22 protein-coding genes are annotated in these 25,524 nt (G+C 58.4%); 12 read left to right on the plus strand and 10 right to left on the minus strand.

The features are described 5' to 3' along the window. The first annotated feature begins 4 nt into the window (after positions 1-4). The 10 genes from DHN55_RS17830 to lexA all read left to right on the plus strand — a co-directional run bounded on the left by DHN55_RS17830 (position 5) and on the right by lexA (position 9,942). Complete coding sequence (locus DHN55_RS17830) at positions 5-583, plus strand: TRAP transporter small permease subunit (protein ID WP_108882879.1); 579 nt, start codon at positions 5-7, stop codon at positions 581-583. 1,274 nt (positions 584-1,857) lie between these two features. Beyond that, positions 1,858-2,685, plus strand: coding sequence for a helix-turn-helix domain-containing protein (locus tag DHN55_RS17840; RefSeq protein ID WP_337660479.1), 828 nt, complete (start codon positions 1,858-1,860; stop codon positions 2,683-2,685). Between the two features lie 145 nt (positions 2,686-2,830). Beyond that, positions 2,831-4,351 carry an anthranilate synthase component I gene (trpE, locus tag DHN55_RS17845; protein WP_108882882.1) on the plus strand — a complete coding sequence of 507 codons (1,521 nt, stop codon included), beginning with the start codon at positions 2,831-2,833 and terminating at the stop codon, positions 4,349-4,351. A gap of 5 nt (positions 4,352-4,356) precedes the next feature. Continuing rightward, a complete protein-coding gene (locus tag DHN55_RS17850) occupies positions 4,357-4,947 on the plus strand; it encodes a glutamine amidotransferase-related protein (RefSeq protein WP_108882883.1) in 591 nt (196 codons plus the stop codon). A 4-nt stretch (positions 4,948-4,951) separates the two neighbouring features. After that, positions 4,952-5,965: an anthranilate phosphoribosyltransferase gene (trpD, locus tag DHN55_RS17855; RefSeq protein WP_108882884.1), complete on the plus strand. Its 1,014-nt coding sequence runs from the start codon at positions 4,952-4,954 to the stop codon at positions 5,963-5,965. Then, positions 5,962-6,789: an indole-3-glycerol phosphate synthase TrpC gene (gene trpC / locus DHN55_RS17860; RefSeq protein ID WP_108882885.1), complete on the plus strand. Its 828-nt coding sequence runs from the start codon at positions 5,962-5,964 to the stop codon at positions 6,787-6,789. Before trpD ends, trpC begins: the two co-directional genes overlap by 4 nt. Beyond that, positions 6,786-7,277 carry a cyclic pyranopterin monophosphate synthase MoaC gene (gene moaC, locus DHN55_RS17865; protein WP_108882886.1) on the plus strand — a complete coding sequence of 164 codons (492 nt, stop codon included), beginning with the start codon at positions 6,786-6,788 and terminating at the stop codon, positions 7,275-7,277. The genes trpC and moaC overlap by 4 nt, the downstream gene beginning before the upstream one ends. After that, the gene (locus tag DHN55_RS17870) at positions 7,274-8,479 is read left to right on the plus strand and encodes a molybdopterin-binding protein (protein WP_108882887.1); all 1,206 of its coding nucleotides are present in this window, start codon (positions 7,274-7,276) and stop codon (positions 8,477-8,479) included. The genes moaC and DHN55_RS17870 overlap by 4 nt, the downstream gene beginning before the upstream one ends. Positions 8,480-8,832: 353 nt before the next feature. Then, complete coding sequence (locus DHN55_RS22455; protein ID WP_337660480.1) at positions 8,833-8,973, plus strand: hypothetical protein; 141 nt, start codon at positions 8,833-8,835, stop codon at positions 8,971-8,973. Positions 8,974-9,225: 252 nt separating this feature from the next. Continuing rightward, a complete protein-coding gene (gene lexA / locus DHN55_RS17875; protein ID WP_108882888.1) occupies positions 9,226-9,942 on the plus strand; it encodes a transcriptional repressor LexA in 717 nt (238 codons plus the stop codon). Here lexA and DHN55_RS17880 read toward each other — a convergent pair. Next, positions 9,936-12,227: a ComEC/Rec2 family competence protein gene (locus tag DHN55_RS17880; protein ID WP_108882889.1), complete on the minus strand. Its 2,292-nt coding sequence runs from the start codon at positions 12,225-12,227 to the stop codon at positions 9,936-9,938. The genes lexA and DHN55_RS17880 overlap by 7 nt on opposite strands. 118 nt (positions 12,228-12,345) lie before the next feature. Between DHN55_RS17880 and gltX the strand changes: the two genes are divergently transcribed. Both gltX and gltA read left to right on the plus strand, forming a co-directional pair. Next, complete coding sequence (gltX, locus tag DHN55_RS17885; protein WP_108882890.1) at positions 12,346-13,764, plus strand: glutamate--tRNA ligase; 1,419 nt, start codon at positions 12,346-12,348, stop codon at positions 13,762-13,764. Between the two features lie 368 nt (positions 13,765-14,132). Next, the gene (gene gltA, locus DHN55_RS17890) at positions 14,133-15,437 is read left to right on the plus strand and encodes a citrate synthase (RefSeq protein WP_108882891.1); all 1,305 of its coding nucleotides are present in this window, start codon (positions 14,133-14,135) and stop codon (positions 15,435-15,437) included. Positions 15,438-15,461: 24 nt separating this feature from the next. Here the strand turns inward: gltA and fabZ are convergent, their stop codons facing one another. The 9 genes from fabZ to tsf all read right to left on the minus strand — a co-directional run bounded on the left by fabZ (position 15,462) and on the right by tsf (position 25,466). Beyond that, positions 15,462-15,923: a 3-hydroxyacyl-ACP dehydratase FabZ gene (gene fabZ / locus DHN55_RS17895; RefSeq protein WP_108882958.1), complete on the minus strand. Its 462-nt coding sequence runs from the start codon at positions 15,921-15,923 to the stop codon at positions 15,462-15,464. A gap of 110 nt (positions 15,924-16,033) precedes the next feature. Then, complete coding sequence (gene bamA, locus DHN55_RS17900) at positions 16,034-18,421, minus strand: outer membrane protein assembly factor BamA (RefSeq protein ID WP_108882892.1); 2,388 nt, start codon at positions 18,419-18,421, stop codon at positions 16,034-16,036. Positions 18,422-18,591: 170 nt separating this feature from the next. Next, positions 18,592-19,707 (minus strand): RIP metalloprotease RseP, encoded by a 1,116-nt coding sequence (gene rseP, locus DHN55_RS17905; RefSeq protein ID WP_108882893.1) that lies wholly within the window; start codon positions 19,705-19,707, stop codon positions 18,592-18,594. A 168-nt stretch (positions 19,708-19,875) separates the two neighbouring features. Beyond that, the gene (locus DHN55_RS17910) at positions 19,876-21,063 is read right to left on the minus strand and encodes a 1-deoxy-D-xylulose-5-phosphate reductoisomerase (protein ID WP_108882894.1); all 1,188 of its coding nucleotides are present in this window, start codon (positions 21,061-21,063) and stop codon (positions 19,876-19,878) included. Between the two features lie 55 nt (positions 21,064-21,118). Beyond that, the gene (locus tag DHN55_RS17915; RefSeq protein WP_337660481.1) at positions 21,119-21,973 is read right to left on the minus strand and encodes a phosphatidate cytidylyltransferase; all 855 of its coding nucleotides are present in this window, start codon (positions 21,971-21,973) and stop codon (positions 21,119-21,121) included. Between the two features lie 63 nt (positions 21,974-22,036). Beyond that, entirely contained in the window at positions 22,037-22,822 is a 786-nt protein-coding gene (locus DHN55_RS17920; RefSeq protein ID WP_108882895.1) for an isoprenyl transferase, read from the minus strand. 180 nt (positions 22,823-23,002) lie between these two features. Further along, on the minus strand, positions 23,003-23,563 hold the full coding sequence (gene frr, locus DHN55_RS17925; RefSeq protein ID WP_108882896.1) for a ribosome recycling factor: 561 nt from the start codon (positions 23,561-23,563) through the stop codon (positions 23,003-23,005). 63 nt (positions 23,564-23,626) lie between these two features. Next, positions 23,627-24,346, minus strand: coding sequence for a UMP kinase (pyrH, locus tag DHN55_RS17930; protein WP_108882897.1), 720 nt, complete (start codon positions 24,344-24,346; stop codon positions 23,627-23,629). Positions 24,347-24,536: 190 nt separating this feature from the next. After that, positions 24,537-25,466, minus strand: a complete 930-nt coding sequence (tsf, locus tag DHN55_RS17935) for a translation elongation factor Ts (RefSeq protein WP_108882898.1) — start codon at positions 25,464-25,466, stop codon at positions 24,537-24,539. Between the last annotated feature and the right edge of the window lie 58 nt (positions 25,467-25,524).

The following is a 25,524-nucleotide window of genomic DNA, read 5'->3' on the forward strand; positions in this document are numbered from 1 at the left end:
CGTAATGCTGGCATATGCAAAGTTTGTCGACAGCGCTGTCAGGAAAACCCTGACCGCTTTTTGCGCGGTTCTGCTGCTGCTGATGGTGGCTTTCACGGTCTATTCCGTCGTGATGCGCTACGTCTTTGAGAACCCGCCGGTCTGGGGTGACCTCCTGACGGTTCTCAGCAACATCTGGCTGGTGTTCTTCGCACTGGCCCTGACGGTCCGCGACAAGGATCACATCGCGTTGGACCTGATCTATTCCTGGCTGCCGCTCAAGGCTTCCTTTTTTATCCAGCAATTCTGGTCACTGGTGATATGCGCACTGGGCGTCGTGATGATCGTCTATGGCATGGAGGCCGTTTCAACCATGGGCGGCAAATACTGGGAGATGTGGTATTTTGCATGGGAAGATGGCGGCTTCGTCTTCAAGCCGAATTACATGCCCAAGAAATATGCCATCGCAATTGTGCCGATCTCGGGCTTCCTCGTCAGCATCGCGGCCCTGGCGTCGGTTCTCGAAGACAGCATGCGCCTGAAGGCAGGCACCTTTAAGCAAGCCAGGGACATGGATGTTCCAGCGGACGCTGATCAGCCATAGTCAAGCAATGTATTGAATGCGGCATTCAAATCCTGAATTGAACGCATTAAGGCACCTACCCCGAGAAAGTTGAACAGACGAAGCGATTGGTTGGGAAGTCGATGCCCACAAGCACGCTGCCGCCAGGACAGGCGTGCATGCCACGGTCCACCGTGTTTCGGTCCAGGGTCGGTGGGCCCAGGGCTCCCGAGACCCGCATGCAGGTGAAGGTGTTTCGTCCGGCATGAACACCGGTAACAACATGACTGTTGCCGCACCAGTTAATCGCTGCTTCTCCAGGAACCGGGAAAGGCGCAATGTCGATTCTGGTCGGGTCCCTCAGTGCCACGAACAGCGGGCGGATCGTCGGCCCGAAACATAGCAGGTCATTTCGGTCCCCGTGCACGCCTGCAACAACGAACCCGGACGGACAAGAGTGCATGCTGTCTCTTACGGTGGGGTTTGTCCCGGCATCAATTATGCGGGATCGCGAAATTGAGGCAGGTCCGCAAGCAATAAGCGTCTTGTTATCACACTGGCGGCCGGCACAGGTCATGCCGCGTGCGACCTCGCCCGCAGGTACCTGCAGCGATCCATTCTCTTCCGAAACCGAGCCTGTTTGACCACAGCCAATGAAGTTCTGACCGGACGCCCTTGCGCACATGATGGAGAGATTGTCGCAATTCGAACCCTGGCAAGTCAGTCCCACGATTGCCTCACCGGGCAGGCAATTGCTTTGTCCAGGCGTTTCATCTGAAAAATACGCCCTCGGTGTTGGGCCAGTAGCCCAGCTTGCGCCACCGGGACGCGTACAGGTGATACCGACATTGTCGCACCTGCTGCCGGTGCATGTGATGCCGGTCACAAAAGTGTTCAAAGGACAAATGACCGGGGGCTGTTCATCCGAAGTGAAGCTTTGGGCACCTGCAGATTGGGCAAAACCAACCAACAATGCAGCGATTGCGAGGAGAGCTGATATTGCACTCCGGAAGGGCATTCTCATTATATCATCCTCCTTCAGTCGACCCAACAGATGACAACGGTGCTTCATCTCCCAATGCCGGCCAAGGAGGCTCAATGACGACTGTGCGATTTTGGCAAGAATATTTGAGTTGAGCCGGTCACACTGTTAACTTACGCTGGGTCAAAAAGGAGAACTGAAGCTGTTCAACAACCACCCCATCCTGAGGACAGACAGCCTTCACGTCAGCCAGTCGGCTCATTACGCCCAGACCTTGGACCTCGTTCCTACGCAAGCCGTCGGTACTAGAGCGAAAGTAAGGACAGTGGCGAATGTGCATACCGGACCATTACTCGACTGCTATTATTTCAGCTACTCACACAACATGAAGCTGAACGCGGTCACCGAAAACCCGCACTACTGGATTGCCGTCGCAGTGCAGGGGAACGCCGCAGACAGGTTGAGCGCAGTGCCGATTTTGACGCGCCTCGCATCACCCGGGGCTGAAGACCCATTTATCGTGAGGGAAAACCAGGGCATGCTGGGCGTTCGGCTTGATGGCTCAAAATTTCACTGCTTCGCGGAAGATTGGCTGGGAACGCATTTGAGCAGGTCCATTTCTTTTACACCCGACTTTCGGCTGCGCAATCCTGCAGAACGCGGTGTCGCCAATCTCTTGTTGAGGGCCGCACAGCGCGACGACGAGGATCCATTTGCGCTTTCGGAAATGCAGGTTCAGACAAACCTGTTTCAGTCCATAGCCACTACCCTGCTGGCGCTTCACCCGCACTCAGCCTCGCAGCGGATTCCGCAACTTCGACAGGGTCCGTCATCAAAAGACATCAGACGCGTCATCGATTACATCCGGGCCAACTTGGATACGGACATGACGCTTTCCAATCTCGTCGAAGTGTCAGGTGTTCCCGGGCGGACGCTCAATCATCATTTCCAGCGCTTTGTGGGGCAGTCACCAATGGCCTATCTGCGCGCCGCCCGGCTGGAAGCCATTCACAACGGGTTGGTGCTGGGCAGGTTCGACAGCGTCGCCGCTGCCGCAACCAGATACCGCTTCGGTGCCTTGGGGCGCTTTTCCCGCCAGTATTATTGCCGGTTCGGCGAATTACCGTCCGCCACACTGGCCCGGCGCGGCTGGCACGCCTGACACTCAGGTTGTCGCACAAGCGGGTCCGGGCGATTTCGCCCATAGACCTAAAAAACCCCCTCACCAATCCCAAAACGGCTTCACATCCCTCCCCAAACCTGCTCTAAACCCATTTCGCTAAAGCCTCTTTTGGAAAGTTCACCCGATGCAGATCGCTCCCGACAGCGACAGCTTCAATGCCTGTTACCAGGCCGGCAAGGCGCAGGTCGTCTATACGCGGCTGGTGGCGGACCTGGAAACTCCGGTTTCCGCGTTCATGAAGCTCACGCGAAATGCACCCTACCGGTTCCTGCTGGAATCGGTGGAAGGCGGCGCCGTGCGCGGCCGTTACTCGATGATCGGCATGAAGCCTGACCTGATCTGGCGGGTAACCGGGGACAAGGCTGAAATCAACACCCGCGCCCTGATCGACGCAGACGGCCCGTTCGTCGCCGATGATGCAGCGCCCTTGCAATCCCTGCGCAACCTGCTGGCCGCAAACCATTTCGACGTGCCCGCCGACCTGCCGCCCATGGCCGCGGGACTGTTCGGCTATATGGGCTACGACATGGTGCGGCAGATGGAAAAGCTGCCTGATCCCAATGAAGACGTGCTCGGCGTGCCCGACGGCATCATGATCCGCCCGACCATCATGGCCATCTTTGACGCGGTCAAGGACGAGGTTACCGTCATCACCCCGGTGTTTCCGGACGCCGATGTTTCGGCAAAGGCGGCTTACGCGCGCGCCTGTGACCGGCTCGACGCGGTTGTCGATGCATTCGACCGGCCCCTGGAACTGCAGGCTTTTGACGATCCGGACGCCGCCCCGATCAGCGACCCGAAGTCGGACACCACGCCTGAGGACTACAAGGAGATGGTGCTGAAGGGTAAGGAGTATGTTGCCGCCGGCGATGTCTTCCAGGTGGTCCTGTCGCAGCGCTTCGAGACCGAATTCACCCTGCCGGCATTTTCACTGTACCGGGCCCTGCGCCGGGTCAATCCGTCGCCGTTCCTGTACCACCTTGAGTTTGACCGCTTTGCCATTACCGGATCCAGCCCGGAAATCCTAGTCCGGGTGCGCGACGGCAAGGTGGAAATCCGCCCGCTGGCCGGCACCAGGCCGCGTGGCGCAACACCGGCGGAAGACCGCGCCCTGGCCGAAGAATTGCTGGCCGATCCCAAGGAACTGGCCGAACACCTGATGCTGCTCGACCTGGGCCGCAACGATGTCGGGCGTGTTGCCAAGATCGGTTCGGTCAATGTCACCGACCAGTTCATCATGGAATACTACAGCCAGGTCATGCACATCTCCTCCAATGTTGAAGGCGAACTGGACGACAAGTATGACGCCATCGACGCACTGAGCGCAGGCTTTCCGGCGGGTACCGTGTCGGGCGCCCCGAAAGTCCGCGCCATGGAAATCATCGACGAACTGGAAAGCACCAAGCGCGGCATCTATGCCGGCTGTGTCGGGTATTTTTCAGCGACCGGCGAAATGGACACCTGCATTGTCCTGCGCACCGCACTGGTCAAGGACGGCAAGATGTTTGTGCAGGCAGGCGCCGGTGTCGTAGCCGACAGCGTTCCGCAGGCTGAACAGGACGAGTGCATCAACAAGGCCAAGGCGCTGTTCCGCGCGGCTGAAGAAGCGGTCCGCTTTGCTGGCCGCGCATCGAGGGGGCAATAACTTCCATGATCCTGCTCATCGACAATTACGACAGCTTCACCTGGAACCTGTACCATTTTCTCGGCGACCTGGGCGCTGACACCGAAGTCATCCGCAACGACGCTGTTACGGCTGATCAGGCAATCGCCATGAAGCCCGAGGCCATCGTCCTGTCGCCTGGCCCGTGCACGCCGAACGAGGCAGGCATCTGCCTGGAACTGGTTGAAAAAGCCGCCGGCAATATCCCGCTCATGGGCGTTTGCCTGGGCCACCAGGCCATCGGACAGGCCTTCGGCGGCACAGTGGTGCGCGCCCAGCAACTGATGCACGGCAAGCTGTCGGATGTCGCTTCAACCGGCAAGGGTCTGTTCGAAGGCCTGCCGGAAACCTTTCGGGCGACCCGCTATCATTCTCTGGTGGTTGAGCGCGCCTCCCTGCCCGATTGCCTCGAGGTTACCGCGTCCACCGGCGACATTGTCATGGGGCTGCAGCACAAGCAGCTGAACGTTCACGGCGTACAGTTTCACCCCGAAAGCATTGCATCGGAGCACGGCCATGCGATATTGCGTAACTTCCTGAAACTGGCAGACGCCTACAAAGAAGTTGAAACGGCTTGAGACCATGGCTGATCTGAAACCGCTGATTGCAAAAATTGCCGACGCCACGCCGCTGTCCGTGGATGAAGCGCGCACCGCGTTCGACATCATCATGTCGGGCGACGCCACACCGTCGCAGATCGGCGCGGTGCTGATGGGTCTCAGAGTGCGCGGTGAAACCGTTGACGAGATCACCGGCGCCGTCATGACCATGCGCGAAAAAATGCTGCCCGTTACCGCACCAGAAGGTGCCATCGATATCGTCGGCACCGGCGGCGATGCATCCGGTTCCTACAATGTGTCCACATGTGCGGCCCTGGTCACCGCGGGCGCCGGTGTTCCAATCGCCAAGCACGGCAACCGGGCGCTGTCGTCGAAATCCGGCGCCGCCGATACGCTGGCAGCCCTCGGCGTCAACATTGAAGCCAAGCCGGATATCATTGCGCGCTGTATTGCCGAGGCAGGTTGCGGGTTCATGTTCGCGCCAGCCCATCATGCCGCCATGCGCCATGTCGGACCGTCCCGCGTCGAATTGGCGACGCGCACCGTGTTCAACCTGTTGGGACCGATGTCCAACCCGGCCAGCGTGAAGCGCCAGGTCATCGGCGTGTTTGCCAGGCATTGGGTGGAACCGCTTGCCCATGCCATGAAGCAGCTCGGCTCGGACGCCGTCTGGGTAACCCACGGCGAAGGCGGTCTTGACGAAATCACCCCGACCGGCACCACCTGGGTGGCCGAGTTGAAGGACGAAAAGGTAACCACGTTCGAGATCGAGCCGGAAGACGCCGGGATCACACGCCGCTCGCTTGACGAGTTGAAGGGCGGCGATGCGGAACACAATGCCGAGGCCCTGCGCGGTGTCCTGTCGGGTGACAACAATGCCTTCCGTGATGCCGCTGCCATGACCGCAGGCGCTGCCCTGCTGGTGGCCGGCAAGACCAAAGACCTGAAGGCCGGAACGCAACAGGCCGAAGCGGCCATCGATTCCGGCGCGGCTATGAAAGTGCTCGACAAGCTGGTTGAGGTATCGAACGTATGACCGGCACCATCCTCGACAAGATAGCAGCCTACAAGCGCCAGGAAGTCGCCGTGGCCAAGGCAAGCGTGCCCGAAGCCAGCCTGGTTACCAATGCCAGTCTGAACCAGGCCAACAGCGCGCCGCGCGGGTTCTTGAGAGCGCTTGAAAGCAAGCTTGCCGATAACAAATGGGCGCTGATAGCCGAGGTCAAGAAGGCCAGCCCGTCCAAGGGCCTGATCCGCGAGGATTTCGATCCGCCAAGCCTGGCAAAGGCTTATGAGGAAGGCGGCGCGGCCTGCCTGTCGGTGCTGACCGACACGCCATCGTTTCAGGGCGCACCGGAATTCCTGATGCAGGCCCGTTCGGCAACCGCACTGCCCGCACTGCGCAAGGATTTCATGCTTGACCCATACCAGGTTCTGGAAGCCCGCGCCTGGGGGGCCGACTGTATCCTGCTCATCCTGGCGATGATCGACGATACCCTGTGTGCCGAACTGGAAAAGACCGCGTTTGAACTGGGAATGGACGTGCTTGCCGAAGTGCATGACGAAGCCGAACTGGAGCGCGCACTCAAACTCAAGACTCGCATGATCGGCATCAACAACCGCAACCTGAAGACGTTCGAGACCAGCCTCGAGACCACCGAACGCCTCGCCCCCATGGTGCCGGCTGACCGGCTGATAGTCGGTGAAAGCGGCCTGTTCGCCCCGGCAGACCTGGCCCGGCTGGAACGCACCAATGTTTCGACCTTCCTGATCGGTGAAAGCCTGATGCGCCAGCCGGATGTGGCCCGGGCCACAAGCGCCATCCTGACAAAGCCGGACGGCTTGCGGGCAAGCGCATGAGCAGTGGCAAGCTCACCCATCTCGATGATGCGGGCAACGCCCACATGGTCGACGTGTCGGAAAAACAGGTGACCACTCGCATTGCCGTCGCCGCAGGCCGCGTCTCAATGCTGGCTGAGACCGTGCAACTCATCAAGTCCGGCATGGCCAAGAAGGGCGACGTGATCGCAACCGCGCGCATTGCCGGCATCATGGCAGCCAAGCGCACCCATGAGCTGGTCCCGTTGTGTCACCCGCTGGCGATCTCGAAAATCACCGTAGACCTGGAAATCAACGAGCCCGACAATGCGGTGGATGTCACCGCCAGCGTCAAGGTTGAAGGCAAGACCGGTGTTGAAATGGAGGCCCTGACCGCCGTGTCGGTGGCCTGCCTGACGGTCTATGACATGGTCAAGGCAGTGGATCGCGGCATCATCATTTCCGACGTCAAGCTGATCGAGAAGCAGGGCGGCAAGTCCGGCCACTTCAAGGCAGATACCAGCTCATGAGCCTGCTTCCGGTCGATGATGCACTGGCGCAGATTTTAAAGGGCGTCAAACCGCTGGGCGCGGTAGACGTGCCGCTGTCCAATGCACACGGTCGGGTGCTGTCCGGGCCGTTGAAGGCGCAGCGCGCGCAACCGCCGTTTGCAGCGTCGGCCATGGACGGATATGCGGTACGCGCTGCAGACATTGCCGAAATCCCTGCCACACTGAAGGTAATTGGCGAAGCGCCTGCCGGACACGGCTTTTCCGGGCGTGTCGGCAAGGGCAAGGCGGTTCGCATTTTCACCGGTGCGCCGATGCCCAGGGGGGCTGACACCGTCGTCATCCAGGAAAACACGGAGACCAGCGGCAAGGACGCGGTGATCGTGCTGGAATCGTCCACACCGGGCAGCTTTGTCCGCCACGCCGGGCTCGACTTCAAAAAGGGTGAAACACTGCTTCCCCGGCACACTGTGCTGGGCGCCCGGCAGATTGGCCTGGCGGCGGCCATGAACCATGCCCGCGTGCCGGTCGTGCGTCGCCCGTCCGTTGCCCTGCTGGCCACCGGCGATGAGTTGGTCGAACCCGGCAGCAACCCCCGCGATGACCAGATCATTTCATCAAATGCTCTGGCCATTGCCGCCATGATTACCCGCCATGGCGGCGAACCGGTTGACCTCGGCATCATCCCTGACAAGACAGCCCGCATCGAAAAGGCCATCGAACGCGCCGCCGGGTCCGACATTCTCGTCACTATTGGCGGAGCCTCTGTGGGTGATCACGACCTGGTGCAGGCGGCCATGGAAAAATCCGGCATCAAGATCGGCTTCTGGAAAATCGCCATGCGCCCCGGCAAACCGTTGATGTTCGGCAAACGCGGCGACCAGCGCGTCATCGGCCTGCCCGGCAATCCGGTCTCCGCCATGGTGTGCACGAGGCTGTTCATCCTGCCGCTGATTGCAAAGATGACCGGTGACACGCGGTCCTTTGATCCCGTTGCCGCCGTTCTGGACACAGGCATGGCCCGCAATGACCAACGCCAGGATTACATCCGCGCCACGCTCGCCCGCGGCGACAAGGGCCAACTGGTCGCAACGCCCTTCCCCAGACAGGACAGCTCCATGCAGCGCGTCTTCGCCGAAGCCGACTGCCTGGTAATCCGCCCTCCCCATGCACCCGCGGCAAAGGCGGGTGAGCAGGTTCAGGTGCTGTTGCTGGATTTTTAGGAGCCTGCAAACAGCCACCTGGGTTGCGAAAGAATCAGTGCCATAAAGTTGACAAACGTTATATTCGGTCGAAGCGACAGGCTGGTCTCGTACCAGGCATGGGAAACGAATACGGTCATTCGACCAGGGGATAAGACTTCATTCCGATATCTCGTTCAGAAAGTGTTCAGGACTGCTGTGGTTTCATGAGCCGCAGGACTGTGTGAGTTGTGTTACCGGACAGGACGGTGAAAACGCCAACATTAACACAAGATGCTTGTACAATTACGCATCGGTTAACACGGTTGAACTCGCAAGTCCGGGCCTGCAGACTTTTGGCATAAGCACATTCGTTTACTTATTGGAGTGAGAGAATGACAGTCAGACAGCGCAACCGCATCGCAGCAAGCGAACCTTCATTTGTGGGTTTCAAACCGACCTCGCGCAAATCTGGGTTCAAGGATTTCCCGGACGTGCCTCAGCATCCGCTGGACGGACCGATACCGACAGACTGACCGCGTTTTCAATATGGCGCTTCAACCCGTGGCCGCCATCATGGGTTGCCATCGGAAACAACATTGGATCTGTTCGTATATCAGCGTCGGGTCTCCCTGAAACGCTGGAAAACTCCGCGAAATTCAACAATTTCCCACCCACCCCTTGCCGAACATAGCAGGAACATGTCATAAAGGTTTCGCATTTGTTCTGATTCTGGTTGGCACAACTTTTGTTCAAGCCATCCTGACAAACGGCAAGGAAAACACCTGATGCTGACCGCCAAGCAACACGAACTGCTCATGCTGATCCACGACCGGCTGAAAGAAACCGGCGTGCCGCCATCGTTTGAGGAAATGAAGGAAGCGCTTGATTTGCGGTCCAAATCCGGCATTCACCGGCTGATCACGGCGCTGGAAGAGCGCGGTTTCATCCGCCGCCTTCCGCATCGCGCACGGGCGCTTGAGGTACTGAAAATGCCGGACTCATCCGCCGGGCCCGCCGTCATGGGCAAGCCGGAGCGCAAACCATTCAATCCAAGTGTCATCCAGGGCTCGCGCGGCATGGCCGAAGACAAGGCCCCTGCTCCGGCCGCACCGGTTGCAGCGACAATCGACGTGCCGATGATGGGCCGCATTGCCGCCGGTGTGCCGATTGCCGCCATTCAGGATCATACCACCAACGTACCTGTGCCGCCCGACATGCTGCGCCCCGGCGAGCATTTCGCGCTGGAGGTCAACGGTGATTCAATGATCGAAGCCGGTATTCTGGACGGCGACACGGTGCTGATCCGCAAGGCCGACACGGCCCGCAATGGCGAGATCGTGGTTGCCCTGGTGGAGGATGAGGAAGCCACCCTTAAGCGCTTGTGGCGCAAGGGAGATTCCATTGCGCTGGAGGCCGCCAATCCGTCCTACGAAACCCGTATTTTCGGCCCTGACCAGGTGCAGGTACAAGGAACGCTTGCCGGCCTGTTGCGCCGTTACTGACCGGTTTGGGTCTTGGGAGTTGAACCGGCAGCGGGCTTTTCAACCCACGGCCCCGGATCGACCAGCAGTATCTTGCGCCGCGCCACCGGCGCATAGACCCACGCGCGGGAACCGGAAGCCCCGCGTGCTGTTGTCACCTCAGGCTTGCCGTCGGTGGTGATGTGGACGGCATGCGCGCCATTGCGCCACACGTCGAACCTGTCGATATGGAGTTGTCGGGACGTCGGATATCCGCATGTCCGGCGCAGAGGATTGGCGGACACGACGATGTCAGCTGCCCGGCAATCCGGTGGCGGCTTGGCCTTGCGCCCAAGCCACAGCACGGTTTTACCTTTCACCTCGCTCCGGCACAAATCATCGGCACATCTCCAGCCTGCACGCTTCGCTGCCTGTGCCAGGTCGGCGCCGTCACCGTCAGCCAGCAACCAGCGCTCGACGGCAAACCTGCCACGGCGCCCATAAACCGGTACCAGGCCTCCTTCCTGCATCCTGCCCGCCATGGTTGCCGCGGTGCGCTCGATCAGTATGTCCGGCCGCGGCCCGAGCGCAATCGCTGCAAACCCCGCCACGACCGCCAGTCCACCGCCGGCCCGGCGCAGGCTGCCGCGCCACAGCGCCAGGAAACACAGCCCCATGCCGGACAGGAAGGCCAGTTCGGGCATCATGGCGCCGGCAACCTTGGTCGCCCCCGGCCAGCCCGATACCATGACCGCAATCGCCTGAACTGCCTCAAGCCCCAGGGACATGGCCTGCAGCGGCCAGTGTTCCAGTCCGAACGGCATCAGGCAGACGCTGGCCACCGCAGCGGGCATTACCAGGAATGTAACGACGGGCATGGCCAGCAGGTTGGCGGGTAGCGCCCAGGCCGCAAACCGGTTGAAATGAAACGCGGCCGGCAGAGTCGTGAAGGCACTGGCGATAATGGTGGTGGTGGACAATCCGAGCAACATCAGCAGGGCGTAAATCAGCACCTTCTGGTAAAGCGGTCTGGCAGCCAGCCCGGCCCGGAACCCTGTCTGCCAGCCTCCCAGAATCTCGTACCCGGCGATCAGCCCCATGACGGCCAGGAACGACATCTGAAAGCTCGGAGTCAGCACGGCCTGCGGCGCGATCAGCAAGACGATGATGGCAGCAACCGCCAGGTTGCGCATGGAAATAGCCGAGCGGCCCAGCAGCACCGCCAGAAACATCACCGACAGCATGATGAATGCCCGCTGCGTGGCAATCGCCTGGCCGGAAATCATCAGATAGAAACCGGCCGCTCCCAGGGCTGCCATGGCGGCAAACTTCTTGACCGGATAATTCAACGCCAGCATTGGCCACAAGGCCAGCAGCGCGCGCACCAGCCAGAATACACCGCCGGCAACCAGGCTCATGTGCAGGCCGGATATCGCCAGAATATGGGCAAGGCCCGACAGCTGCAGCGCTTCGCGCATGTTCCTGTCGAGACCGGATCGCTCGCCGGTGATCAGCGCGACGGCAAACCCTGCTTCACGTTGCGGAAGATGGGTGCGCATGCGATCGGCAATGCCCGCCCGCAGCTCCGCCAACCTGTCCGACCAGCGCTGCAGGTCCGGTTTGGTTCCGGGTTTTGCAAGCGGCGATGCAACCCGTCCGCCGGCACCGATTCCATCAAACCAACCGACCCGGCCATAATTCCATCCGCCAGGAATGGCGGGCGTCAGGGGCGGATAAAGCCACGCCTGAAATGTTACATAGTCCCCGCGCACAAGGGACCCGATGCGATCTGCGGACACAGACAATCGCACCTTGCCCGGCCAGTATTCAGTCTTGACCTCCTCAATCGCGTCTATCGCAACAACCATTCGCCGCCGCTTGCCGGTCACCGGTCCCACTTCGTCAATCCAGCCACTGACAGTCACCTTTCCGGTGGAGGCCGGCAGGACTTTTGTCCCCGTCGCAGCCGTCCCCGCCTGCCCCAGTACAAATCCGGCAAGTGCGAAGCCCACCAGCACCCCCACAGCTCCAGCCCGGCCCGCGCGCGCAGCCAGAAGCAGCCCGGCCGCCATCAACACCATGACCAGTCCCGCCACGACAGGCGGTTCAACCGGCAAGGAAAAGTAAGCCGTAAGCCCGCACACCAGGCTGACCGGTGCCCAGACCACGGCGCGGCCCTGTTGCAATTGAAGTTGGCTCGCCCGGCGGTTGCCCGGGCGACCCTGATCGATCACGCCTGCAGTTCGTTGAACGCTTCCGGCATCGCCGCTGTCCTCACCCTTTCGGGTGGAATGTGTCCGGCCGGCATGTGCAGCAAACCAGTCCATGTACCTAATCGCCCCGGGCCCGTTGTCAGGCCTTACAAACTCCAATTCGCTATGCTAAACGGGCAGCAACGCTGATTGAAAGCCTCAACTCATCATACGGATTATTTGGAGACTGGCCATGACCGCGCCTGTCGTGACGAGATTTGCCCCATCGCCCACCGGATACCTGCACATCGGCGGCGCCCGCACCGCCCTGTTCAACTGGTTGTTTGCCCGTGCCAACGGCGGCACGATGCTGCTGCGCATCGAAGACACCGACCGGGAACGCTCAACCGAAGATGCCATCCAGGCTATCAAGGATGGCCTGACATGGCTGGGTCTCGACTGGGACGGCGATGCGGTTTCACAATACTCGCGCGTTGACCGCCACCGCGAGGTGGTGCAGCAACTGCTGGATGCCGGTCACGCCTATCATTGCTACTGTTCGCCGGAAGAACTGACCGCCATGCGCGAACTGGCCAATTCGGAAGGCCGCCCGCCGCGCTATGACGGCCGCTGGCGCGACCGGCCCGCCAGCGATGCACCTGACGGCGTCAAGCCGGTGGTTCGCTTCAAGTCTCCGCAGGATGGTGAAACCATCATAGCCGACCGGGTTCAGGGCGAGGTCACCTATGCCAATGATCAGCTTGATGACCTGATCATCCTGCGCTCAGACGGCAACCCCACGTACAACCTGTCAGTTGTCGTGGATGATCACGATATGGGCGTTACCCACATTGTGCGCGGTGTCGATCATTTGACCAACGCGGCGCGCCAGAGCCAGATCTACAAGGCAATGGGTTGGGACGTACCTGTCATGGCCCACATTCCCCTGATCCACGGTGCCGACGGCGCCAAGCTCTCCAAGCGCCATGGCGCGCTTGGCGTGGAAGCTTATCGCGACATGGGGTACCTGCCGCAGGCCATGCGTAACTACCTTGCCCGCCTGGGCTGGAGCCATGGCGATGATGAGGTATTCTCAACTGAGCAGATGCTTGAATGGTTTACGCTGGACGGGATCGGCAAGTCGGCGGCCCGGTTTGATTTCGCCAAGCTGGAAAACCTGAACGGCCTCTATATGCGCGACACGGCGGACAGCGAACTGCTGGACGCCCTGGTGCAGGTATTGCCGCATGTGGAAGACGGATCAGAGATGCTGGCGGCACTGGATGAGCACGGCAACAGGGAAAAACTGCTCGCAGCCATGCCGGGGCTGAAAGAGCGGGCCAAGACCCTGATTGAGTTGCAGACCTCGTCACGGTTCCTGTTCGCCAAACGGCCGCTTGCCATGGAGGAAAAGGCAGTCGGCCTGCTGGATGATGGCGGACGCGCGGTCCTTGCAGGGCTGCTGCCTGTGCTCGAGGCGCAAGCCGAGTGGCGGGTGGAACCGCTGGAACAGGCAGTGCGCGATTTCGCCACCGAACAGGAGCTGAAACTGGGCAAGGTCGCCCAGCCCTTGCGGGCCGCATTGACCGGCAGCACACAGTCTCCGCCGATATTCGACGTGCTGGCTGTACTGGGCCGCGAGGAAGCACTGGGCCGCCTCAAGGACCTGTGAATCCACTCACTTTGCCTGTGCAATCTACCCGGTGACTTGAAAATTGCTGCAATGCAAGGTAAACAAATTGCGCATTGCATTCTGACGCTGCAAATTGCAGATTGCAGCATGACACGCCAGTGTTAAACGCAGACAAGGTGACTGGGCGGGAACTGTGAAGCAGACAACCTGAGGGTAAACTGTCACAATCTACCGCTAGAGCGATTTGTGTTCCTTCAACACATTTCTGTTGCTCATGACACCCTACAAGCGATCAAAGTATTTCCAGACAGGTGATTCCACCTGACCGGGATCTGATCTGGCGGCTGATACCCCGATCGGGAGCTTCGGCAGCCTTGAATTCATCCGCTTGCGAGAGGAAATAAAAAATGACGGAAACAAACCGCACCGCCAAACTCAGCCTGGATGGCAAAGATTATGAACTGGCCGTTCACAAGGGCAGCATCGGGCCAGAGGTTATTGATGTGTCCAAACTCTACAGCAGCACCGGCGCATTTACCCTGGACCCCGGCTTCACCTCCACAGCGAGCTGCGAATCAACCATCACCTATATCGACGGTGACGCAGGTATGTTGCTGTACCGCGGCTATCCTATCGACGAATTGGCCGAACACGGCGATTTCATCGAAACCTGCTACCTGCTGTTGTACGGCAACCTGCCGAATGCCGCCCAGCGCAAGGAATTTGAGACCGCAATTACCTATCACACCATGATCCACGAGCAGATGAACCGGTTCTTTGCCGGCTTCCGCCGTGACGCCCATCCAATGGCCGTGATGGTCGGCGTGGTCGGTGCTCTGTCCGCTTTCTATCACGACTCAACCGACATTGCCGATCCGGCCCAGCGCGAAATAGCCGCGCGCCGGATGATTGCCAAAATCCCGACCATTGCCGCAATGGCGTTCAAGTATCACATTGGCCAGCCGTTCGTTTACCCACGCAATGACCTGGATTTTGCCTCCAACTTCCTGCGTATGTGCTTTGCTGTGCCGTGTGAAGACTACAAGGTGAACCCGGTTCTGGCCCGCGCCATGGACCGCATTTTTATTCTTCATGCCGATCATGAACAGAATGCATCAACCTCGACCGTGCGCCTGGCAGGCTCATCTGGTGCCAATCCGTTTGCCTGTGTCGCAGCCGGCATTGCCTGCCTGTGGGGCCCGGCTCATGGCGGTGCCAACGAAGCTGCTCTTGAGATGTTGAACGAGATCGGCACGGTCGACCGTATTCCGGAATTCATCGATCGCGCCAAGGACAGGAACGATCCGTTCCGTCTGATGGGCTTCGGTCACCGGGTCTACAAGAACTACGACCCGCGCGCCAAGATCATGCAGAAGACCGCGCATGAAGTTCTCGACGAGCTTGGCATTACCGATGATCCGCTGCTTGATGTTGCCCGAGAGCTGGAAAAGATAGCGCTCGAAGACCCTTACTTCATCGAGAAGAAGCTGTACCCGAATATCGACTTCTATTCCGGCATCACCCTGCGCGCGCTCGGATTCCCGACCTCGATGTTCACTGTACTGTTCTCGGTCGCCCGCACGGTGGGCTGGATTGCCCAGTGGAAGGAAATGATCGAGGATCCAACCCAACGCATCGGGCGCCCGCGCCAGCTCTACACTGGCCCGACCGAACGCGGCTACGTTCCGGTCACGGAGCGCAAGGACGACTGAAGAGTATTTGGCAATTAGTGCTGGTCAGCTGTCGCTGGCCAGCATGGCCCCGATGTCGGCCTGGGCCACCTTGACGCCATCCACTTTCGCTTCACACGAGAATTTGTAGACAGGCCCGCGCTTCTGGGTTTGCTCAACGTGGAAATGCACCACATCACCGGGCCCGACGGGCTTGCGGAACTTGGCGTTATCGATGGTCATGAAGAACACCAGCTGGCCAGCCGCTTCAACCCCCATATGATCCAGCGCCAGCGCACCAGCGGTCTGGGCCATGGCCTCGATCAGCAACACGCCCGGCATCACCGGCCGGGCCGGAAAATGCCCCTGGAAAAACGGTTCATTGATGGTGACGTTCTTGATGCCGATACACGACTGATCGCCATCCATGTCGACGATCCTGTCGACCAGCAGAAACGGATAGCGATGCGGCAAAAGCTGCATGATGCGCGCGATATCTGCGCTCCTGAGTGTCTTTGTGTCTGACATGGTTTGCCCCGGCAAGTTGACAATAACAAAGGCGGCACCGTACAGCGCCGCCTTTTCAGTATTAGGTACAACAGCTTGCGGGTACAAGCTGAATCAATCCCCCAGAAACCCTAGAAGCGTGTGCCAACCGAGAAACGCACAAGCTCGGTTTCGTCGAAGCTTTCCTTCAGGATCGGATACGCCACATCAAGGCGCAACGGACCGAACGGTGATTTCCAGATCACGCCGGCACCGACGGCGGCACGGAACGCGATGCTTTTGCCAACGACATCACAATCGGCAATTGCGGCAACGTTGCTTGGAGGCCCGCTATTAGCCAGACAACCATTTCCGTCACCTTGCGTTCCGCTACTTTCAGGTGCACCGAATGCTGTACCGAAGTCGGAGAACACGGATCCTTCAAGACCAAATGATTCCGGCAGGCCAAGCGGGAAGGTCACTTCCAGCGTGCCGATGGCATAGGTCGTACCCCCGAGCGAATCGAATTCACCATCAAACTCGTTGCGCTGACGTGGTCCGATACCTGACCGGGCAAAACCGCGCAGTGTGTCGCCACCCTTGAAGAACCGGTCAAGGATCGGCACATCGTCACCGCCCGGGAACGGTTCGATGTGACCGGCATTGCCTTCAACTTTCAGCACAACCCCGTCAAACAGCAGCGGCATGAAATAGTGGGCTGACGCATCGACGCGTGCCCATTCCACATCGCCGCCAAGGCCGGCAACCTCGACATTGACCTTGGCCCGGACACCGGACGTCGGCTGGCTTGGATGGTCAAGATCCGAATACACATAGGTCAGACCGACCTTGGAAATGATATCCGTGCCTTCGGAATCGCGGATTGCCCGCGACGCATCCTCAACTCTTCCAACATCAATGTCGCGATAGGTCAGGGAGTACTTGCCGAAAATCGAGTTGTAATCGTCCAGCCGCGTGCCAAGCCGCAGGGCGCCACCGACCTGTTGGGTTGTAAACGACGACTCGTCCTCAATATCGGTACGGCTGCCGAACACATCGACACCGGCCGAGATATCGCGATCTAGGAAATACGGATCGGTGTAACTTGCGTTGACCGATTGCCGCTTGAAACTGAGTGAGGTGGAAACACTCGCCCGGTTACCGGTACCCAGCAGGTTCCGCTCGGATACCGAAATCGAGCCGATGGCCTGTTCCGTGGTGGAATAACCGGCTGAGAAGTTGATCGTACCAGTGGATTTCTCGACGACATCAATCACCACGACAGCAAGGTCAGGCGCACTGCCTTCTTCCTGGCGGATGTCAATCTTCTCGAAAAAGTCCAGGCCTGTCAGGCGGCGCCGCGCGCGGTCGATGAGGATGCGGTTGTATGCATCGCCTTCGACGATGTTCAGCTCACGCCGGATCACCTCATCGAGGGTGCGGACATTGCCCACAATGTCGATCCGCTCAACGTAAACCCGCGGGCCTTCATCGAGGTTGTAAGTGATGCTGAGCTGGCGGCTGACCGCATCCCGCTCAATCTTCGGCCGGGCACGTGCAAACGCAAAGCCGGACTTGCCGGCTTCCAGCGTCATCTTCTCCACAGACTTGTCGACCTTGCTGGCATCGTACACGTCGCCAACCGTCTCCTGCACTGCGCCTTGCAGCGCCTGCGGATCAATTGAGGTGTTGCCGGTGTTCACAGCCACATTGCTGATCGTGTACTGGGGACCTTCGTTGATCACGAATGAGACCGCAAAGTTGGTTCCGTCCTGAAGCAGTTGCGCATCAGCGGAAAGTATTTCCACATCGGCAAAACCATTCTTCAGATAATGACGGCGCAGCAACTCCTTGTCGAAGTTCAGCCGGTCCGGGTCATATGTGTCCGTGGTCGAGAAAAACTTCCACCACGCAGACTCTGACGTCGTGATAACCGAACTCAACTGGCTGTCGGAAAAAGCCTGGTTGCCCTGGAACTGAATGCTCTCGATACCGGTTTCGGCACCTTCATTGACGACATAAACCAGGTTCACCCGGTTCTGGCCGAGCCGGTCGAGGCGTGGCGATACGGTTGCGTTGAAATAACCGGAGCGGCGATACAGGGTCTGGATGCGCTGCACATCCTGCTGGGCACGAGCACGGGTATAGATCGTGCGTTCCTTCAGCCTGATTTCAGTTTTGAGCTTCTTGTCATCCAGTTCGTCGTTGCCCTGGATCTTGACCTCGTTGACGAGCGGATTTTCGTCGACCTGCACCACAACCGCAGAACCGCGACGGAACATCCGCACATCCGAGAAAAATCCGGTCTGGAACAATGCTTTTACAGACGCATCAATCTGGGCGTCGGTAACCTGCTCACCCGCATTGAACTGCATGTAGGCCCGGACTGTATCGGGCTCAACACGTGCATTGCCTTCGACAATAATGCCGGTGATGGCTTGCGCAAAGGCCACCTGCGGCGCTGCCAACTGCACAGCGGCCGGCAACACAACTCCCATTGCCAACATCAGTTTGGCTGTTTTTACTAACGAATTGCCCATGAACGAGCTATCTACCCCAAAAAAAATTGCGTCTGACCCTATACCCACTCGTCACCAGAAGCATACCGATGTTTAACGCTGATTTGCAACGTTTTAGATGCCTTGAGCACCTGTTTTTTTCATGGCTTTAAGGCGAAATTCAGATAAATTTCAGGCCACTGGCTTCACAATCAGGTCAAGTCATTCCATGTCGCGAAGACCATTAGCGCAATAACAAGCGCGAATCCCACCTTATATCCAAATTCCTGCGCCTGTGCGCCCAACGGCTTTCCCCTTACCGCTTCGAAAAAATAGTACATAAGATGCCCGCCATCCAGCATCGGAATGGGAAAAAGGTTAATCAAACCTATAGAGACCGACAGCACAGCCGCCAGGTGAATCAGTGCTAATATGCTTATTGAGGCCGCTTCGCCCGCTATCTGGGCTATTTTAATGGGTCCCGACAGCTGATCTGCCGCTTCATGGCCGACTATCACGCCCTTCAAATATCCCAAAGATCGGGTGATAATGAACCAGGTTTCATCCGCAGCCCTTGCCACGGACGCACCGAATCCCAGTTTTTCGACGCGTACCACCTGGTTCGAACCGCGCGAGACACCCAAAAGGCCGATGCGCATCTTGTTGCCCGACGGATCGTCGATCTCGGTGGATTTGGGTGTGGCGCGAAGTTCGATTGATTCTCCGGCACGGTCGACTTTGAACACCAAAAGCGTGCCTGCGGAAACCGAAACGATCCGCTGAACGTCTGTAAACGATTCGATCTTGCGGCCGTCAATCTCGGTAATCAGGTCGCCTGTCTGGAACCCGGCCTCAGACGCCGCCGAATTTTCCACCACAGAGGCAACTTTCGGCTGGGTAATCGGAATGCCTGCCAACATGAACATCAACGCGAAAATCACGATGGCCAGTATAAAGTTGGCCACAGGTCCTGCCACCACGATCAATGCCCGGCGCCACAGAGTAGCCGCATGGAAATCGCCCGGTTTGGATGCGGCCATTGCTTCTTTCGACGGCATGGACGCCGCATTGGCATCACCGGCAAATTTAACGTAGCCCCCCAATGGCAGCCAGCCGATTTTCCAGTGAGTGCCGTAGCGGTCCATAAACCCGCCGATGGACCGGCCAAAACCGATAGAGAAAGTTTCGACTCTCACACCACACAGTCGCGCCGTTTTGAAGTGCCCGTACTCGTGCACGAAAACGATAACCGACAGGACCCCGATGAAAGCGACGACTGCCAAGACGACTTCAAACACCGAACCAGTCAAAAAAGCACCGAAATCCATCAATCAATCTCCGTTAATCCGGCGCGTCCGCGCTCATCGTGTTTCTGTAGCAGTGCTGTTGGGCAATGCAGGCTGTGACCCACTCAAAACCGTGTTCTAAAACCTGTGTCCCGCATGTCTTCGTCCGCTGAACTTTTTGCACCTATGCCAAATTGGCTCAATGCAAGCTTAAGTGTGCAAGCGGCTTGCCAGTTCTCCCGCCTTGGTGCGCGCATATGAATCCGCTTGCCATACGTCGTCAAGTGAAGACATTGAAACAATCATGTTTTCGCGCTCGGCCTGGTCGATTGTATCGGCTACGAGCCGAGTTATATCAAGAAAACGCAGCTTTTCCTGCAAAAATGCCGCAACCGCGATTTCATTTGCGGCATTCAGGATGGTGGTCGCATTGCCCCCCCTGGCCAGTGCCGAGCGGGCCAGGTCAATCGCGGGAAACCGGTCATTATCCACCGGCTCGAATGTCAGGCTGCCGATCTGTGCCAGATCGAGCCGGTCGACGGGTGCCGAAATACGCGCAGGATGAGCCATTGCATAGGCGATCGGCGTGCGCATGTCCGGCATGCCCAACTGCGCAATAACCGAACCGTCCACGTAAGACACATAGGAGTGAATGATCGACTGTGGATGCACGACCACATCGATTTTTTCAAGGGCAACCGGAAAAAGGTGATACGCTTCAATGAATTCCAGTCCCTTGTTCATCAAGGTAGAGCTGTCGATTGTTATTTTCTGACCCATCGACCAGTTGGGATGTTTCAACGCTGATTGCAGCGTTGCTGTCTCCAACTGTTTCATGGACCAGGTGCGAAACGGGCCACCCGACGCGGTCAGTGTCAACCGGTCAACACCATCGGTGTTGTGTTCTTCAAAACACTGGAACAAGGCGGAATGTTCGCTGTCCACCGGAATAACCGTGGCGTCATGTTGCGCTGCAGCCCTGGTAAACACTTCAGCACCTGAAACAAGGCATTCCTTGTTGGCCAGGGCAATCGTGGTGCCCTGCTCCACCGCAGCCAGGGTCGGTTTCAGTCCGCTCGCTCCCACAATTGCGCCCATCACCATATCGACAGGGCGCGCCGCAGCTTCAATTACGGCACTCTCGCCTGCTGCAACTTCTATTCCGGAACCGGCCAATGCATCTTTCAGGTCACCCAGCAAGGAATCATCCGCCGTTACCGCCAACTTCGCATTGAACTCGCGCGCATCCGCCGCCAGTTGCGCGACATTGCGGTTGCCCACCAGTGCATCAATAGTGAAGGTGTCCCGGTGGTGGCGCACGATGTCAGTTGTTGACTGGCCCACGGACCCGGTGGAGCCAAGAATACTGAGGGACCTGGTGCCCGATGAATTACTCATGCGTTGAAACTCTCACCCCGGTTCAATGTAAGAAAGTTGTCAATATCGGGACTGCTTACCAGACCACAAGCCCGCTGGCCACGGCTTCCTGCCCTCCGCGGGCATATCCAAATGCCGCAGCCGCAACAGCGGCGAATATCAATCCGTCAACTCTGTCCAGAACCCCGCCGTGACCTGGAATGATCCGGCCGGAATCCTTGACCCCAAACCGGCGCTTGGCTGCAGATTCAAAAAGGTCCCCGAGTTGTTCCAGAACTGCAAGCACGGCACCGGCCACCAGCAATGGCCATAACGTCGGCAGAGCCGAATACCATCCCATAAAGGCACTCGCGACCACACCACCGGTAACGGCACCAAGCAGTCCTGCCCAGGTCTTGTTGGGTGAAATTGTCGGTGCCAGCTTTGGCCCGCCAATCAACCTGCCAAATACGTAAGCCAGCGTATCGGCACTCCAGACTACCGCAAACAGCCACAACACCGCAAACAGGCCGTACTCCGGAGATTGCCGGATCAGAATCAGGGCCAGGCCGGGCAAGGCGATATAGGGAACTCCCCACCAGGCCCAGCGTGACCCGGATTTACTTCGCAAGACTTCACTTGCCAGACTCATCGCCCAGCACGCCGCTATGACCTGGAGAGCAGTTGTGGTGTCGGAGCGTGACACCACCAAAACGGCACCAATTGCCGCCAGCGCATGCAGTGCAAACTGAAACTGTGACCCGCGATGCACAATCCGGCACCATTCAGCAGCCATGATTGCCGCTATCATCGCAATACCCAGCTCGAACCATACACTTCCCGCCCAGACATCAAGCAATGCGATTGGAATCAGCACCAGGGCCGCTGCAACCCGCACGGCGAGTTCACGTGTTATGAAACGCCCGGCGGGTTTGTTCGCGGATGACATCATCTGTTCAGTTGCTTGGGGCCTGCCCCCGAACGGCCACGGCCGAAATTCGCAAGCCGGTTAATGTCAAGCCAGCGCGGCGGCATTGACACATCCGCCGTAACGACGTTGGCGGTGGGAAAATTCGGCAATGGCGCGTTTGTAGATTTCAGCATCAAAGTCAGGCCAGTGCTCATCAACAAACACCAGTTCGGTATAAGCCATTTGCCACAGCAGGTAATTTGAGATGCGCTTTTCGCCGCTGGTGCGGATTAACATGTCAGGTTCGGGCACGTCAGGAACGTACATGTGCGCTGCAAAACACGCTTCATCGATCTCTTCCGTCGACATCTCGCCACGGGCGACTTTCTCCGCGATCGCCCGCGCGGTCCGCGCGATCTCCGTGCGTCCGCCATAGTTGAATGCAACCACGAGGTTGAGCCGGTTGTTCAACGCCGTGATCTTCTCGCATTCCTCGATCATCTCGACGATGTCGTCATCCAGCCGGTCGCGTTCCCCAATCACCCGGATACGCACACCTGCCGAATGCAGTTCCGCGACATCCTGCCGGATGAACCGTCTAAGCAGGGAGAACAAATAAGTGATTTCAGCTTTGGGCCGGCGCCAGTTCTCGGATGAAAACGAGAAAACCGTCAGATACTCGGTGCCTTGTTCTATTGCTGCTCGCACCAGCCGCCTGACGGCATCCACACCATGGCGATGGCCTTCGGTTCGCGGCAACGACCGCTGCGTGGCCCAGCGGCCGTTTCCATCCATGATAATCGCGACATGACGCGGATCAGCAGCAACCGACGGTTCCTCACCTGCCGGGCGGGGTGCAACCACATGGTCCAGAACAGCTTTTTCCTGCATCAAAGTCTTCACTCAATCTGCCCCTGGATCAGGATGGTTTTTGTCTGGATCAACCAAAATCCATAAACCTGATCACTTCTAAAGTGTTAGACCAACTTTATCGGTTCCGCGAACCCGTGGTACTCTAATCTTTCCCGCCCCGCATGTTGCGAACAAGCGCGGCCTCCGCATGCTGACACCTTAGACCTGCATGATCTCGCCGTCTTTGTGATTCAGCAAGTCATCAACCGCCTTGATGATTTCATCCGTCAGGGACTGGACCTGATCGGACTGCTGGCGATGTTCGTCTTCAGAGATATCGCCGTCTTTTTCCATTTGCTTCAATGTGTCCATGCCGTCACGCCGGACATTGCGCACTGATACGCGGGCTTTTTCGGCATATGAATGAGCAACCTTGGTCAGATCGCGCCGGCGGTCTTCGGTAAGTTCGGGAACCGGGATGCGAATAACAGCTCCTTCCGCCATTGGATTGAGACCAAGGCCGGAATTGCGAATGGCCTTGTCCACGGCAGGTGCAAGGGTCTCGTCCCATACCTGCACCGACAACATGCGCGGTTCCGGCACGGACACGGTTCCAACCTGGTTCAACGGCATGGACGCACCGTAGGCATCAACCATCACAGGCTCCAGCAACGCCGCAGACGCCCGGCCCGTTCGCAACCCGGAAAACTCCGTCTTCAGGGCATCAACAGCACCGTCCATGCGGCGGCGCAGGTCTTGTAAATCAATCGTGGTGCTCATTGTTCAATCTCTTTGCAATCGAATTGGCATGCCCTGGTGGGTCGGCATGGCAGGACGCTCGTTTCAAACAGTCACCTCGGTGAAGGTGCCGTTACCATTCAACACCTTGTTGAACTCTCCACTCTGGCGAATGGAGAACACGAATACCGGAATTGCGTTGTCGCGCGCAAGGGCTATGGCAGCACCATCCATAACACGCAGGTTGCGGGCGAGCATCTCATCATAGGTCAGTGTTTCAAAACGCTCGGCATTCCGGTCGGCTTTTGGATCGGCGGAATAGATCCCATCAACGCTTGTGCCCTTGAAAAATGCATCGCATTTCAGCTCGGCCGCACGCAGGGCCGCAGCCGTGTCAGTAGTAAAGAACGGGTTGCCGGTACCAGCCGCGCACAACACCACCTTACCCTTGTTGAGATGCGACAGTGCCCTTGCCCTGGTAAAGGATTCGCACACTGTCGGCATGTGGATCGCCGACATTGCACGCGCATCAATGCCTTTCGAAATCAGCACGTCCTGCATTGCCAGGGCATTCATCACAGTTGCCAGCATGCCCATCTGGTCCGCATTGGCACGATCCATCCCCGACGCCGCACCGGCAACACCGCGGAATATATTACCGCCGCCAATAACCAGCGCCACCTGCACACCACCCTTGACGGCCTGTACAACTTCGTCGGCGACGCGCCCTGCCATGTCGAGGTCGATGCCGAATTCCTTGCTGCCCATGAGCGCCTCGCCCGACACCTTTAGCAGGACTCTGGAAAAAGAAGGGGCGGTTCCCATGCTGCAACTTCCTCAAAAAGAAACGGAGCCTGCCTGCGCAAGCCCCGTCTGTTGTCGTTCAAATTGCCGATTCGCGCCAGACCGACGTCACTTCACCCGAACTCCAATAAGGTGTTCTAACGCATTAGAAAAGATCAGGTTTATGACTTTTAGGTGATTCAACCAAAAGTCATCGTGATCCATCAATGCTTCAGGCGCCGCCAGCGGCCTTGGCAACTTCTGCAGCAAAGTCATCGGCTTCTTTTTCGATGCCTTCACCAAGTTGCAGACGCACAAATCCGGTGATCTTCATATCTCCGCCTGCTTCCTTGCCCGCTTCTTCAGCGGCCTTGGCGACAGACAGGTCGGGATTGATCACGAACGCCTGGCTCAACAGTACCGATTCTTCATAAAACTTGCGGATACGGCCTTCGACCATTTTTTCGATGATATTGTCCGGCTTGCCGCTCTCACGGGCCTGCTCGGTGAACACAGCGCGTTCACGCTCGACAATGTCTGAACTGATTTCTTCAGGCGTCAGAGCAAGCGGCGCGGCAGCCGCCACGTGCATAGCCACCTGCTTGCCGAAGGATTCTGCAGCGGCTTTGTCAGCACCGGTTTCAACTGCAACCAGCACACCGATCTTGCCAACACCCGGGGCTACCTGGTTGTGGACGTAAGACGCCACGATACCGTTGGAGACACTCACGGAAGCCGCGCGGCGCAGGGACATGTTTTCGCCGATCGTGCCGACCAGCTCGGTGATCTTGTCTGCGACGCTCTTGCCCGCACCGGGAAACTCGGCGCTGTTCAGCTTGTCAACATCGCCACCAGCAGCAGGCGCCAGGGATGACACGGTCGTCACCAGACCCTGAAACTCTGGGTTACGGGCAACAAAATCGGTTTCGGAGTTCACTTCTACCGCAGCACCAACAGTGCCATCGACACTGACACCGACAAGTCCTTCAGCAGCAACACGGGACGCCTTCTTGGCAGCCTTGGACAGGCCTTTGGCCCGCAGCCAGTCAATCGCTGCTTCCATGTCGCCGTCAGCTTCGGTCAGCGCATTCTTGCAGTCCATCATACCTGCGCCGGTAGCGTCGCGCAGTTCTTTCACCATCGCAGCAGTAATCTGTGCCATGACAATACCTTTCAATAAGTCGTTACAGCTTCATTTGAAGCCAATACCAGCGATTGTG

Source organism: Anderseniella sp. Alg231-50 (genome assembly GCF_900149695.1).
Taxonomy (GTDB): domain Bacteria; phylum Pseudomonadota; class Alphaproteobacteria; order Rhizobiales; family Aestuariivirgaceae; genus Anderseniella.

Coding starts and splice junctions, on each gene's coding strand:
- DHN55_RS17830 (WP_108882879.1), top strand. CDS start 5: ATGCTGGCATATGCAAAGTTTGTCGACAGCGCTGTCAGGAAAACCCTG.
- trpE (WP_108882882.1), top strand. CDS start 2,831: ATGCAGATCGCTCCCGACAGCGACAGCTTCAATGCCTGTTACCAGGCC.
- DHN55_RS17850 (WP_108882883.1), top strand. CDS start 4,357: ATGATCCTGCTCATCGACAATTACGACAGCTTCACCTGGAACCTGTAC.
- trpD (WP_108882884.1), top strand. CDS start 4,952: ATGGCTGATCTGAAACCGCTGATTGCAAAAATTGCCGACGCCACGCCG.
- trpC (WP_108882885.1), top strand. CDS start 5,962: ATGACCGGCACCATCCTCGACAAGATAGCAGCCTACAAGCGCCAGGAA.
- moaC (WP_108882886.1), top strand. CDS start 6,786: ATGAGCAGTGGCAAGCTCACCCATCTCGATGATGCGGGCAACGCCCAC.
- DHN55_RS17870 (WP_108882887.1), top strand. CDS start 7,274: ATGAGCCTGCTTCCGGTCGATGATGCACTGGCGCAGATTTTAAAGGGC.
- DHN55_RS22455 (WP_337660480.1), top strand. CDS start 8,833: ATGACAGTCAGACAGCGCAACCGCATCGCAGCAAGCGAACCTTCATTT.
- lexA (WP_108882888.1), top strand. CDS start 9,226: ATGCTGACCGCCAAGCAACACGAACTGCTCATGCTGATCCACGACCGG.
- DHN55_RS17880 (WP_108882889.1), bottom strand. CDS start 12,227: ATGGACTGGTTTGCTGCACATGCCGGCCGGACACATTCCACCCGAAAG.
- gltX (WP_108882890.1), top strand. CDS start 12,346: ATGACCGCGCCTGTCGTGACGAGATTTGCCCCATCGCCCACCGGATAC.
- gltA (WP_108882891.1), top strand. CDS start 14,133: ATGACGGAAACAAACCGCACCGCCAAACTCAGCCTGGATGGCAAAGAT.
- fabZ (WP_108882958.1), bottom strand. CDS start 15,923: ATGTCAGACACAAAGACACTCAGGAGCGCAGATATCGCGCGCATCATG.
- bamA (WP_108882892.1), bottom strand. CDS start 18,421: ATGGGCAATTCGTTAGTAAAAACAGCCAAACTGATGTTGGCAATGGGA.
- rseP (WP_108882893.1), bottom strand. CDS start 19,707: ATGGATTTCGGTGCTTTTTTGACTGGTTCGGTGTTTGAAGTCGTCTTG.
- DHN55_RS17910 (WP_108882894.1), bottom strand. CDS start 21,063: ATGAGTAATTCATCGGGCACCAGGTCCCTCAGTATTCTTGGCTCCACC.
- DHN55_RS17915 (WP_337660481.1), bottom strand. CDS start 21,973: ATGATGTCATCCGCGAACAAACCCGCCGGGCGTTTCATAACACGTGAA.
- DHN55_RS17920 (WP_108882895.1), bottom strand. CDS start 22,822: ATGCAGGAAAAAGCTGTTCTGGACCATGTGGTTGCACCCCGCCCGGCA.
- frr (WP_108882896.1), bottom strand. CDS start 23,563: ATGAGCACCACGATTGATTTACAAGACCTGCGCCGCCGCATGGACGGT.
- pyrH (WP_108882897.1), bottom strand. CDS start 24,346: ATGGGAACCGCCCCTTCTTTTTCCAGAGTCCTGCTAAAGGTGTCGGGC.
- tsf (WP_108882898.1), bottom strand. CDS start 25,466: ATGGCACAGATTACTGCTGCGATGGTGAAAGAACTGCGCGACGCTACC.